The 12,678-nt window shown below is 73.5% G+C and carries 10 protein-coding genes and 1 riboswitch; of the genes, 9 read left to right on the top strand and 1 reads right to left on the bottom strand.

What is annotated here, in order from left to right:
* Positions 1 to 111: riboswitch (TPP riboswitch) on the top strand.
* The 6 genes from ACILQ5_RS05685 (at position 101) to ACILQ5_RS05710 (ending at position 8,540) form a co-directional block, all read left to right on the top strand.
* Positions 101 to 1,156 (top strand): thiamine ABC transporter substrate binding subunit, encoded by a 1,056-nt coding sequence (locus ACILQ5_RS05685; RefSeq protein WP_395657010.1) that lies wholly within the window; start codon positions 101 to 103, stop codon positions 1,154 to 1,156. It overlaps the preceding riboswitch by 11 nt.
* 24 nt (positions 1,157 to 1,180) lie before the next feature.
* Positions 1,181 to 2,815 (top strand): ABC transporter permease, encoded by a 1,635-nt coding sequence (locus ACILQ5_RS05690; RefSeq protein ID WP_395657011.1) that lies wholly within the window; start codon positions 1,181 to 1,183, stop codon positions 2,813 to 2,815.
* Complete coding sequence (locus ACILQ5_RS05695) at positions 2,805 to 3,833, top strand: ABC transporter ATP-binding protein (protein WP_395657012.1); 1,029 nt, start codon at positions 2,805 to 2,807, stop codon at positions 3,831 to 3,833. Before ACILQ5_RS05690 ends, ACILQ5_RS05695 begins: the two co-directional genes overlap by 11 nt.
* Before the next feature lie 47 nt (positions 3,834 to 3,880).
* Complete coding sequence (locus ACILQ5_RS05700) at positions 3,881 to 4,924, top strand: phosphatase PAP2 family protein (protein ID WP_395657013.1); 1,044 nt, start codon at positions 3,881 to 3,883, stop codon at positions 4,922 to 4,924.
* A gap of 242 nt (positions 4,925 to 5,166) precedes the next feature.
* On the top strand, positions 5,167 to 6,498 hold the full coding sequence (locus ACILQ5_RS05705; protein ID WP_395657014.1) for a C40 family peptidase: 1,332 nt from the start codon (positions 5,167 to 5,169) through the stop codon (positions 6,496 to 6,498).
* Positions 6,499 to 6,578: 80 nt separating this feature from the next.
* Positions 6,579 to 8,540, top strand: coding sequence for an acyl-CoA dehydrogenase family protein (locus ACILQ5_RS05710; protein WP_395657015.1), 1,962 nt, complete (start codon positions 6,579 to 6,581; stop codon positions 8,538 to 8,540).
* An 86-nt stretch (positions 8,541 to 8,626) separates the two neighbouring features.
* Here the strand turns inward: ACILQ5_RS05710 and ACILQ5_RS05715 are convergent, their stop codons facing one another.
* Entirely contained in the window at positions 8,627 to 9,145 is a 519-nt protein-coding gene (locus tag ACILQ5_RS05715; protein ID WP_395657016.1) for an inorganic diphosphatase, read from the bottom strand.
* Positions 9,146 to 9,221: 76 nt separating this feature from the next.
* On the opposite strand from ACILQ5_RS05715, the gene dacB reads away from it, so the two are divergent.
* From dacB to tilS, 3 genes are read left to right on the top strand one after another with little or no spacing between them, the layout of a single operon-like run.
* Entirely contained in the window at positions 9,222 to 10,607 is a 1,386-nt protein-coding gene (gene dacB / locus ACILQ5_RS05720) for a D-alanyl-D-alanine carboxypeptidase/D-alanyl-D-alanine-endopeptidase (RefSeq protein WP_395657017.1), read from the top strand.
* Positions 10,604 to 11,635, top strand: a complete 1,032-nt coding sequence (locus ACILQ5_RS05725; protein WP_395657018.1) for a zinc-dependent metalloprotease — start codon at positions 10,604 to 10,606, stop codon at positions 11,633 to 11,635. The genes dacB and ACILQ5_RS05725 overlap by 4 nt, the downstream gene beginning before the upstream one ends.
* Before the next feature lie 7 nt (positions 11,636 to 11,642).
* A complete protein-coding gene (gene tilS / locus ACILQ5_RS05730) occupies positions 11,643 to 12,620 on the top strand; it encodes a tRNA lysidine(34) synthetase TilS (protein WP_395657019.1) in 978 nt (325 codons plus the stop codon).
* Positions 12,621 to 12,678: the final 58 nt, after the last annotated feature.

Genomic DNA, 12,678 nt, shown 5'->3' on the forward strand with positions numbered 1-12,678 from the left:
TTCCACAGACAGGGGAGCACGCCTCACAACGTGCTGAGAGTGCGGAACGGCCGCAGACCCTCGGAACCTGATCCGGTTAGCACCGGCGAAGGGAGTCGGAGTGAGATCCATCCGTGTGTACGGCGCTGCCCTGGCGGCAGCCCTCCTGACCGCGTCGGCGGGCTGCTCGCTCGTCGGCGACGACGGCGGCGGCGAGGCGCCCGCCTCGGACCGGGTCGTGCTCGTCACGCACGACTCGTTCGGGCTGCCCAAGCCGCTCGAGCGCCGGTTCGAGGAGGAGTCGGGCTACGACCTGGTCGTCCGCGGCTCAGGTGACGCCGGCACGCTCACGAACAAGCTGGTGCTCACCCAGGACGACCCGCTCGGCGACGTCGCCTTCGGCGTCGACAACACCTTCGCGTCCCGGGCGCTCGACGCCGGCGTGTTCACGCCGTACGACGCGGACCTGCCCGCGGGCGCCGAGCAGTACCGTCTGCCCGGCGACGACGACCACGAGCTCACCCCGGTCGACGACGCGAGTGTCTGCGTCAACGTGGACGACACCTGGTTCGCCGACCACGACCTCGCGCCGCCGACGACCCTCGACGACCTCGTCGACCCGGCCTACCGCGACCTCTTCGTCACCCCCGGCGCGGCCACGAGCTCGCCGGGCATGGCGTTCCTGCTCGCGACGATCGCGGCGTACGGCGACGGCTGGCAGGACTGGTGGGCGCGCCTGATGGACAACGGCGCCAAGCTCGTCGACGGCTGGTCGCAGGCCTACGAGGTCGACTTCACGCAGGGCGGCGGCTCGGGCGTCCGGCCGATCGTGCTCTCCTACGACTCCTCCCCGGCGTTCACCGTCTCGGGCGGCCGCTCGAGCACCAGTGCGCTGCTCGACACCTGCTTCCGCCAGGTCGAGTACGCCGGCGTGCTGGCCGGGGCGCAGAACCCGGACGGGGCGCGAGCCCTGGTCGACTTCCTGCTCACCCCCGAGGTGCAGGCCGCGCTCCCGGAGAGCATGTACGTCTTCCCGGTGGACTCCTCCGTGGAGCTGCCACAGGAGTGGGCGAGGTTCGCGGAGCAGCCGACCGACCCCTACCAGGTCGACCCGGCGCAGGTCGATGAGCACCGGGACGAGTGGCTGCGCGAGTGGAGCGACGTCACCTCGCGATGAGGCCCGAACGATGAGGTCCCGACGATGAGGCGCGGCCTCACCCTCGCCGGGCTCGCGGCCGTGCCGCTGGCGGTGCTCGGCGTGTTCTTCGTGCTGCCGGTGCTGGGGATGGTCTCCGAGGGCTTCTTCGTCGACGGGCACTTCGACCCCGCGGGTGTCGCCGAGGTCCTGGCCCGGCCGCGGGTGCACCGGGTCGTCTGGTTCACGGTGTGGTCGTCGGTGGCCGGCACCGTGCTCGCGGTGCTGCTCGGCGTGCCGGCGGCGCACCTGCTCCACCGCCGCTCGTTCCCGGGCCGGCGCGTGCTGCGGGCGCTGCTGCTGGTGCCGTTCGTGCTGCCGACGGTGGTGGTGGGCGTGGCCTTCCGCGAGCTGATCGGCGAGGCGGGCCCGCTCGGCTTCCTCGGGCTCGACGGGTCCGCGGCCGCGATCGTCGCCGGCCTGGTCTTCTTCAACGTGTCGGTCGTGATCCGCGCCGTCGGGGCGTCCTGGGAGACCCTGGACCCGCGGCCGGCGGAGGCCGCGGCGGCGCTGGGGGCGAGCCCGGCGTACGTCCTGCGCACGGTGACCCTGCCGGCGCTGCGGCCCGCGATCGTCTCGGCCGCCAGCGTCGTGTTCCTCTTCTGCGCGACCGCGTTCGGCGTGGTGCTGACCCTCGGGGGTCTCCGGTACTCCTCGGTCGAGACCGAGATCTACCTGCTCACCACGAACCTGCTCGACCTCCAGGCCGCCGCCGCGCTCTCGATCGTGCAGCTGCTCGCGATCGTCGCGCTGCTGCTGCTGACCAGCCGGCTGCGCGCCGTGCCCGACCCGACCCAGGCCCGGTCGACCGCTCGTGCCCCGCGGCCCTCACGCGGCGACTGGCCGGGCGTCCTCGCCACCGGGCTCGTCCTCGTCCTCGTCGGGCTGCCGCTGGCGGCCCTCGTCGTCGGGTCCCTGCGGGTCGGCGACGGGTGGGGGCTGGCGAACTACCGGGCGCTGACCACCGAGGGCTCGCGACAGGCGCTCCTGGTGCCGGCCACCGACGCCCTGGTCACCTCCCTGCGCACGGCCGTCGACGCCACCTGGATGGCGCTCTCGCTCGGGCTGCTCGTGGCGGTGGTCGTCTCGCGCCGGTCGCACTCCCGGGCCGAGCGTCGGGCCCGCGGCCTGCTCGACGGGCTGTTCCTGCTCCCGCTCGGGGTGTCCGCCGTGACGCTCGGATTCGGGTTCCTCATCACCCTCGACCGGCCGCCCGTCGACCTCCGCGACTCGCTGCTCCTGGTGCCGATCGCCCAGGCGCTGGTCGCCCTGCCGCTGGTCGTGCGTACCCTCGCGCCGGTGCTCGGGGGCGTCGACGACCGGCAGCGCCAGGCCGCGGCGTCCCTGGGTGCGGGCCCGCTGCGCACGTTCGCGACCGTCGACCTGCCGGCGCTGTGGAAACCGCTCCTGGCAGCCGCCGGCTTCTGCTTCGCGATCTCGCTGGGGGAGTTCGGGGCGACCTCGTTCCTCGCCCGGGAGGACCACCCGACGCTGCCGATCGTCATCTTCCGGCTGATCGGGCACCCGGGTGCGATGAACTACGGCATGGCCCTGGCCGCATCCGTGGTCCTCGCCGCTACGACCGCGGCGGTGCTGCTCGTCGTCGAGCGGCTCCGCGTCCCGTCGGTGGGTGCCTTGTGACGGAGGTGCGCTGATGCTCGCGGTCGAGGACGTCACCGTCGCGTACGACGGCGTGCCGGCCGTCCTGGACGCCTCGCTGACCCTCGGCGACGGCCAGGTGCTCGCCGTGCTGGGGCCCAGCGGCTCGGGGAAGTCCACGCTGCTGCGGGCGATCGCAGGCCTCGAGCCCACCGCGGCCGGCCGGATCCGCTGGGACGACGCCGACCTGGCCGGCGTACCGACCCACAAGCGCGGGTTCGCGCTGATGTTCCAGGACGGCCAGCTCTTCGGGCACCTGACCGTGGCGCGCAACGTCGGCTACGCGCTGCGGCTGCGGCGGGTGCCGGACGCGGACCGGCGGGTCCGTGAGCTGCTCGATCTGGTCGGGCTCGAGGGGTACGGCGAGCGGCTGCCCGCGACCCTGTCCGGCGGCGAGCGGCAGCGGGTCGCGCTGGCCCGCTCCCTGGCGGTGCAGCCGCGGCTGCTGCTGCTCGACGAGCCGCTGTCGGCGCTGGACGCCGGGCTGCGCGAACGGCTCGCCGGCGACCTCCGCGACATCCTGCGGGCGTCCGGCACGACGGCGCTGATGGTCACCCACGACCAGGACGAGGCCTTCACGGTGGCCGACCGGCTGGCGGTGATGCGTGCGGGACGGGTGGTCCAGGAGGGCGACATCGCCGCGGTCTGGCGGGCGCCCGCCGACGCCGAGACCGCGCTGTTCCTGGGCTACGCCCGGGCGCTGACCGGGCCGGCCGCCGACGTGCTGCTGCGGGCGGCGGGGCTGCCCGAGGCGGGGGCGGTCGCCGTACGTCGGTCGGCGCTGGTCGTGGCGCCGTCCGGGCCGCTCACGGGCACGGTGGTCTCGGCCCGGCTCACGCCCGAGCTGGTGCGGCTGGTCGTCGACGCCGACGGCATCGGCGAGGTCGACGCGGTCGCACGGCTCGACACCCACCCCGCGGCCGGGGACCGGGTCGCGATGGTGGTGGACCCCTCCCGGCTGGCGACCACCCCGCCCGGTCCCGGGTCGTCCGGCGGCTGAGGTGCCGAGGTGGGGGCCTTCGTCGAACCTTCCCTACACTGGCGTCCGTGTATCGCCGCGCCTACGCCCTCCTCGTGGGGAACGCCATCCTCATGGGCGCGCTGGCGATCCTGGTCGCGGTCGTCTACGACAAGCGGCTCGTGGACCCCGAAGGCAGCTTCCTCGGCCCGTCCTGGCTGCGGCTGCCCCTGCTGCTCGGCATGGCGCTCGCGCTGGACTTCGTGCCGCGGACGCTCTGGCTCTCCCGCGGCCGACCGACGCTGTGGGGCGGGATCGCCAAGGAGCGCTGGCGCACGCACTGGGACCGCGAGCGGCTGACGCTCGTCGCGCTGGGCGTCGTCTGCTTCTACGTCGTCTACGTGAGCTACCGCAACCTCAAGTCCTTCCTGCCGTTCGTGCGCGACGTGAAGTACGACCGCGAGCTGCACATGCTCGACCGCGCCCTGCTGTTCGGCCACGATCCCGCCACGGTGCTGCACTCGCTGCTGGGTGAGGGCTTCGTCGCGTGGCCGCTGTCGTTCGTCTACCTCTGGTTCCTCCCGCTGGTCCCGCTCGCGGTGACCGCGTGGCTGGTCTGGTCGCGCAACCTCTCCTACGGCTACTGGTTCGTCACCTCCCAGTGCCTGGCCTGGACGCTCGGCACCGCGTCGTACTACGCGCTGCCCACCCTCGGCCCGGGCCTGAAGTACGTGTGGCTCTACGAGGGCCTGCCCGACACCCCGACCAGCCAGCTCATGGAGTCGCTCTCCTACGGCCGCAACTACGTCTACTGGGGCGTGAACCAGGACGCCGTGCAGTCGGTCGCCGGGTTCGCCAGCCTGCACGTCGCGATCACCCTGCTCGTGGCGCTGATGGTGCAGTACACGACCCAGATGCGCTGGCTGAAGATCGTCTTCTGGGTCAACTTCGGGCTCACCGTCGTCGCCACCCTCTACTTCGGCTGGCACTACATCGCCGACGACATCGCCGGGGTGATGATCGCGTTCGTCTCCTTCTACGTCGGCGGGGTCGCCAGCGGACAGAAGTTCGACAAGCACAGCCTGCACTCGCACCCGACGACCACGACCTCCGCCGTCCCCGTCGAGCGCTGACCTCCGCCAACGCGCGCTCCGCCTGCCGGGTGGGAGCGGTGGTCCCTGACGTCCGAAGGGTCTCCGGCGGGTCCTGACGACCCGGACCACCCCGGCCGTCGCGAGAATGACATCGTTGTAATTCGCAAGCCGACACGCCGATGAATCTGAGAAAAGTCGAGAAAGTCGTTCCCAATGTGACGAATGTTGTCTAGCGTGCTCTGCGGGTCGCATGTGGCGACTGGGACCAGAGGAGACGACACGTGCGGACGAGCAGGGTGGCTGCGGCCCTCGCCCTGACCCTCATGACCGGCGGTGTCGTCACCGGCACGGCGGCTGCGGACGACCACGGCGTGCCCACCCGGCACGACGTCCGCGCCGCCCGTGCCGCGGTCGGCCAGGCGGCGGACACCGTCGCCGCCGTCCAGGCCCGGCTGGTGGTCGCCAACCAGGAGCTGCAGCAGTCCTCGATCGCCGCGGCGCAGGCGGCCGAGGCCTACAACGGCGCCCGGTGGCGGGCGTCCGAGGCCCGGCGCGAGGCGCGGGAGGCCCGCCAGCGCGCGGCGATCGCCGCGGCCGACGTACGCCGCCAGCAGCAGGCGTACGGCGACGCGCTGGTGTCGTCCTACGAGATGTCGCCCGGCCTCACCGCGCTCGCCGCGATCGTGCAGTCCGACGGCATCGGGACCGTCGTCGACCGGACCACCTCGCTGCGCAACGCCGAGACCGCGCTGGACGACAACTACGACCGGTTCCGTGCGTCCAACACGCTGGCCCAGGTCGCCTCGGAGCAGGCCGACGCCGCCGAGAAGCGGGCCGTCGCCGCCGCGGCGCAGGCCCGCGAGGCGAAGGTGGCGGCACAGGAGGCCGCCGACCAGGCCGCCGGCCAGGCTGCGGCCATCGCCGACGAGAAGGCCGCGCTGGTCGCGCGGCTCGCCGAGCTGCAGCACATCAGCGTCGACCTGGCCGAGCGCCGGCAGACGGCGCTCGAGCAGCAGGCCGCCGCCGCGGCGGCCGCTGCCGCCGAGAAGGAGCGCGAGCAGGAGGCCGAGCAGCAGGCCCAGCAGGCCCAGCAGGAGGCCCAGCAGGAGGCCCAGCAGGAGCAGGACGGCGCGACGTCCTCGCCGGAGCCGACCCCGGAGCCGACCTCGGACCCGACGTCGGAGCCGACGAGCACCCCGACGGCCGCGCCCCCGACCTCCACCCCGACGTCGACCCCGCCGAGCCCGGCGTCGGGGGTCGCCGCCGCGATCGCCTTCGCCCGCGCCCAGATCGGGGACCCGTACGTGTGGGGCGCGGCGGGGCCGAGCTCGTGGGACTGCTCCGGCCTGACGATGGGGGCCTGGCGGGCCGGCGGGAAGTCGCTGCCGCACTACTCGGTCGCGCAGTACGAGCAGTCGACCCCGATCTCGGCGAGCCAGCTGCAGCCCGGCGACCTCGTCTTCTGGGGGTCCTCGAGCAGCCCGTCCTCGATCTACCACGTGGCGCTCTACGTCGGGAACGGCCAGATCATCCAGGCACCCCGGACGGGTCGCGACGTCGAGCAGGTCTCGATGTACTACTGGATCGCGCCGAACTTCTACGCCCGCCCCTGAGCCACGCACCGCGCCCGGGCTGCCGGCGGAGCGGTCCAGATCACCGCTTGAGCCGGCGGTGCGCTGGGTAACCAGCAGGCATGGCCACCGACACCGCGGCGCCGGCGGCGACCGGCTACGTCCAGCCCGAGGTCGACGTACCGGCGCTCACCGCCGTCCTCGACGGGAAGTACGCCGACGTGCGCGACCTGGTCCGCACCAACCTGGCGAAGTACGCCGACATCCTCGAGCAGGCCGAGGAGCTGTCCGTCGACGACTTCCGCGAGCGGGTGCGCGAGGTGGTCGTCGAGATGGCCGCCACCGGCCAGACCGGGATGGGCTTCCCCGAGGAGTACGGCGGCGGCGGTGACATCGGCGCGTCGATCGCCGCCTTCGAGACCCTCGCGTACGGCGACCTGTCGGTCCTGGTGAAGGTCGGGGTGCAGTTCGGCCTCTTCGGGGGCGCGATCCTCCAGCTCGGGAGCAAGCACCACCACGACGCCTACCTCGCCGACCTGGTCAGCGGCCGGGTGATGGGCTGCTTCGCGATGACCGAGTCGGGCCACGGCTCCAACGTGCAGGCGCTCGGCACGGTCGCGACCTACGACCCCGAGGCGCAGGAGTTCGTCATCACGACGACCCGCGAGGACGCCCGCAAGGACTACATCGGCAACGCCGCGAAGCACGCCGAGGTCGCCGTCGTGTTCGCCCAGCTCGAGGTCGGCGGCACGTCCGAGGGCGTGCACGCCTTCGTGGTGCCGATCCGCGACGGAGACGAGCCGTGCGCCGGCGTACGCATCGAGGACGACGGCCGCAAGATGGGGCTCAACGGCGTCGACAACGGCCGGCTCTGGTTCGACCACGTGCGGGTTCCCCGCACCGCGCTGCTCAACCGGTTCGCCGACGTGACCCCCGAGGGCGTCTACGAGAGCCCGATCGAGAACCCCAACCGGCGCTTCTTCACCATGCTCGGCACGCTCGTCCAGGGTCGGGTGTGCGTGGGTGGCGCGGGCATCAACGCCGCCAAGGTCGCCCTGGCCATCGCCGTGAAGTACGCCGTGCGCCGGCGCCAGTTCGAGGCGACCTCGGACGTCGAGGAGGAGCTGCTGCTCGACTACGGCCTGCACCAGCGCCGGCTGCTGCCCCTGGTCGCGCGCACCTACGCCCTGCACTTCGCGCAGCAGGTGGTCGCCTCCCAGCTGCACGACGTCTTCTCCGGCATCGCCGACGACGAGCACACCCGCCGCGAGCTCGAGTCGCGGGCCGCCGGCACCAAGGCCCTCGGCACCTGGCACGCGACCCGGACCATCCAGGAGTGCCGCGAGGCCTGTGGCGGCGCGGGCTACCTCGCCGTCAACCGGTTCGCGGCCCTCAAGGCCGACAGCGACATCTTCACGACCTTCGAGGGCGACAACCACGTGCTCCTCCAGCTCGTGGCCAAGGGCCTGCTCACCGACTACGCCAGCGAGTTCGAGGACCTCGACCAGCTCGGCACGGTCCGGTTCGTCACCAACCTCGCGGTCGAGACCGTCATCGAGAAGACGTCGGTCCACAAGCTGCTCGAGCGGGTCAAGGACCTGCTGCCCGGCGGGGACGAGTGGGACCAGGAGGCGGGGCTCCTCGACCCCGACTACCAGCTCGCGATGCTCCGGTTCCGCGAGGAGCACATGCTCGCCGGGGTCGCACGTCGGCTCAAGCGCGGCATCGACCAGGACATGAACCCCGGCGAGGTCTTCTCGCGGGTCCAGGACCACGTGGTCGCCGCCGCGAACGCCCACGTCGAGCGGCTGGTGCTCGAGGCGTTCGTGGACCAGGTCCGCAACCTGCCCGAGGGCGACAACCGGGTCGCGCTGACGCTGCTCTGCGACCTGTTCGCGCTCGCCACGATCGAGTCCGACCGGGCCTGGTTCATGGAGCACGGGCGGCTCACCGTGCAGCGGTCGAAGGCGATCAGCCGCGAGGTGACCGGCCTGTGCCGCAAGGTCCGCCCGATCGCCGTCGACCTCGTCGACGCCTGGGCGGTCCCGCCCGAGATGCTCCGCTCACCAGACCTGCTGGGCTAGCGGAGACGCGTCAGCCGATCCGCTGATGGTGGTCGAGCGAGCGACCGGCGTGTCGAGACCCGGTGAGACGGAGGCCTGCCTGTCGGCTAGTGACCCTCGGTCTCGAGCCGCTTGAACGACGCCTCGACCTCGGCCTCGGCCTCGGTGCGGCCCACCCACTCGGCGCCCTCGACGGACTTGCCGGGCTCGAGGTCCTTGTAGACCTCGAAGAAGTGCTGGATCTCGAGCCGGTCGAACTTCGACACGTGGGAGATGTCGCGCAGGTGCTCCAGGCGCGGGTCGGTGGCCGGCACGCAGAGGACCTTGTCGTCGCCGCCGGCCTCGTCGGTCATCCGGAACATGCCGATCGCGCGGCAGCGGATCAGGCAGCCGGGGAAGGTGGGCTCCTGGAGGATCACCATGGCGTCGAGCGGGTCGCCGTCGAGGCCGAGGGTGTTCTCGATGTAGCCGTAGTCGGCGGGGTACTGCGTCGACGTGAAGAGCGTCCGGTCGAGACGGATCCGGCCGGACTCGTGGTCGACCTCGTACTTGTTGCGCTGCCCCTTGGGGATCTCCACCAGCACGTCGAACTCGAGCACGTCTTCCTCCGGGATCGTCGTCGTCACGAGACGGCCCGTGCGACGGGCCGGAGTCAGTCTCGCGCACAATGGCCTCGTTCGTGCAGTCGACGAGGGGTGAGCTGTGGCCGGACGTGACGCACGCCACCGTGGGCGCCTGTGGTTCTGGCTGCCCGTCGGGCTGGTGCTCGCGATCCTGGCGGCCGCCTCGACTGCGTACCTCCTCGACCGGGGCGACGAGCCGCCCCCGGGCCCGGCCGCCATCCCGCCGCCGGCCGGCCTGGTGCTGCCCGCCGTGCGCACGCCGGCCCCGGTGGCCGAGCCCGCGTCCGGGACGCCCGACCCCCGCGCCGTACGACGGGCCGTGGCCGGTCCGCTCGCGGACGCCGACCTCGGCCCCCACGTGGTGGCCGTGGTGGCGGCCCTCGACGGCACCCCCGTCTACCAGGACGGCTCGGGCACGGTGACCCCGGCGTCCACCCTCAAGCTCCTGACGGCGACCGCCGCCCTGCAGGTCCTCGGCCCCGACCACACCTTCGACACCTCCGTCGTGCGCGACGGCCGCAACCGGGTCGTGCTCGTCGGCGGCGGCGACCCGCTGCTCTCGGCCGGGGGGCTGCGCACCCTGGCGACCCGCACCGCGGCGGCCCTCGGCGCCGGTGCCCGGCCGGTCCGCCTCGGCTACGACACCAGCCTCTTCACCGGCCCGGACGTCAGCCCGCACTGGCCGCCGACCTACGTCCCGGAGGGGGTGGTGTCCCCGATCCAGTCGCTCTGGGTCGACGAGGGGCGTGACCCCGACGGCTACGGCCGGGTGCCCGACCCGGCCGCCACGGCCGCTGCCGTGTTCGCGGCCGCCCTGGCCAAGGCCGGCGTCCCGGTCAGCGGGGCGCCGGCCGCGACGACCGCCCGCGCCGGCGCCCAGCCGCTCGCGACCCTGGCGAGCCAGCCGCTCTCCCGGATCGTCGAGCACACCCTGGAGACCAGCGACAACGAGGCCGCCGAGGTGCTGAGCCGCCACGTCGGCCTCGCGACGTCGGGCCAGGGCTCCTTCGAGGGCGGCGCGCGCGGGGTGCTCGACACGCTCGCAGCGCTCGGCGTCCCGACCCGCGGCGCGGTCACGTACGACGGCAGCGGCCTCTCCCGCGAGGACCGGCTCGACCCCGCCACGCTGACCTCGGTCCTCGAGACCGCCGGGGCGGCGGAGCAGCCCGCGCTCCGCTCGGTGCTGACCGGGCTGCCGGTCGCCGGCTTCACCGGGTCCCTGGAGGTCCGCTTCGACGCCACCGACCCCGGCCGCGGCTTCGTGCAGGCCAAGACCGGCACGCTGACCGGTGTGAGCGGGCTCGCCGGGATCGTCACCGACCGCACCGGCACCCCGCTGCTCTTCGCGTTCCTCGCCGACCGCATCGACCCGATCGACACCCTCGGTGCCCGGAGCGCGCTCGACGACGTGACGAACGCGCTCGCGGCCTGCCGTTGTGGGACCGCGGGTACGGTCGCTCCATGACTTCAGGCGGCGCCGGCATGGTCGACTGGACCCTGGCCGTCTCGCTGGGGTCCCGGATCGCCGGCGAGGGTCCTCGCATCTCCCGCACCGAGGCCGACGAGGTCGTCGCCGAGCTGCGCGCCGGTGCCGACCGGTCGACCGGGCTGGTGCGGGACTTCACCGGGCTCGCGGCCGCCGAGCGCACCGCGCCGGTCCTGGTCGTCGACCGGGCGGGGTGGGTGGCGGCCAACGCCGACGGGTTCTCCACGGTGCTCGCGCCGGTGGTCGACAAGCTGACAGCGGGCAAGGGCGCGCCGTCCGGCTGGTCGCTCGCCGTCGGCTCCCGGGTGACCGGGGTGGAGGTCGGCGCCCTGCTCGGCTTCCTCGCCGGCAAGGTGCTGGGCCAGTTCGACCCGTTCCACGAGCCGAACGGGCGCCTCCTCCTCGTCGCCCCCAACGTGGTCCACGTCGAGCGGGAGCTCGACGTCGACCCCCACGACTTCCGCCTCTGGGTCTGCCTCCACGAGGAGACGCACCGGGTGCAGTTCACCGCGACGCCGTGGCTGGCCGACCACCTGCTCGGCGAGATGCACGCGCTCGCCGACACCCTGGAGCCGGCCGGGCTGCTCGAGGACGGCCTCAGCCGGATCTCGGAGGCGGTCCGCGGCCACGGCAGCCTGCTCGACGCCGTCAGCAGCCCGGAGCAGAAGGAGATCATCGACCGGGTGACCGGCGTGATGTCCCTGTTGGAGGGCCATGCCGACGTGGTGATGGACGGCGTCGGACCCGGGGTCATCCCCTCCGTCGCCAGCATCCGGCGCAAGTTCAACCAGCGCCGCAAGGGCGCCGGGTCGCTCGACAAGATCCTGCGGCGGCTGCTCGGCCTCGACGCCAAGATGGCCCAGTACCGCGACGGCGCGAAGTTCGTCCGCCACGTCGTCGACCACGCCGGCATGGCCGAGCTCAACGCCGTCTGGGAGCGGCCCGAGAACCTCCCGTCGAAGAGCGAGATCGCCGACCCGTCGGCCTGGACCGCCCGCGTCCTGTGACCACGCCGTGAGCCTCCACCCGGCGGTCGCCGCCGTCCGCCGGGCGGTGCGCCGCTCCCTCGCCGACGTCGATCCCGGCCGGGCCGTCGTCGTCGCGTGCTCGGGCGGCGCGGACTCCCTCGCGCTGCTGGCGGCCACGGTCTTCGAGGGCAGGAAGGCGGGGTGGCGCGTGGTCGGCGCGACCGTCGACCACGGGCTCCAGCCGGGCTCCGCGGAGCAGGCGGCCCGGGTGGTCCGGCAGATGGCGGACCTCGGTGCCGACGAGACGTTCTCCGCCGCCGTCACCGTCGACGCCCCGGGGCTCGGCCCCGAGGCGGCCGCCCGCCGCGCCCGCTACGCCGTCCTCGAGGAGGTCGGCGAGCGTCTGGACGCGGCCGCCGTGCTGCTCGGGCACACCCGGGACGACCAGGCGGAGACCGTGCTGCTCGGCCTGGCCCGCGGCTCCGGTGGTCGGTCGCTGGCGGGCATGCGGCGCTCCTTCGACAGGTTCGTCCGCCCGCTGCTCGACGTCGCGCGGGACGACACCGTGACCGCGTGCCAGGTCGAGGGCATCCACTACTGGGACGACCCTCACAACGAGGACCCCGGCTATGCCCGGGTCCGGGTGCGCCGCACCGTGCTGCCGGTGCTCGAGGACCAGCTCGGGCCGGGTGTCGCGGAGGCGCTGGCCCGGACCGCCGAGCAGCTGCGCGGTGACATGGACCTGCTCGACGACGTCGCCGAGGCGGCGTACGCCGGCCTCGACGGCCTCCCCGTCGAGGGGCTGCTCGCGCAGCCAGCCCCGCTGCGCCGGCGGGTGCTCCGGCTGGCGGCGCTCGACGCGGGGAGCCCGCCCTCGGAGCTGTTCCACGAGCACGTGCTCGCGATGGACGCGCTGCTCACCGACTGGCACGGCCAGAAGTGGGTCGACCTGCCGGGTGGGCTGCGCTGCCGCCGGGTAGCCGAACAGCTCATGCTCGAGAGGACCTTCGACCCGCGTTCGTGAGGACGACGACCGGCGTACGAACGGGTCGCCCTGGCGCACACTCGAGACGCCGGCCGCC

The organism is Nocardioides sp. (assembly GCF_044226305.1).
Lineage (GTDB): Bacteria > Actinomycetota > Actinomycetes > Propionibacteriales > Nocardioidaceae > Nocardioides.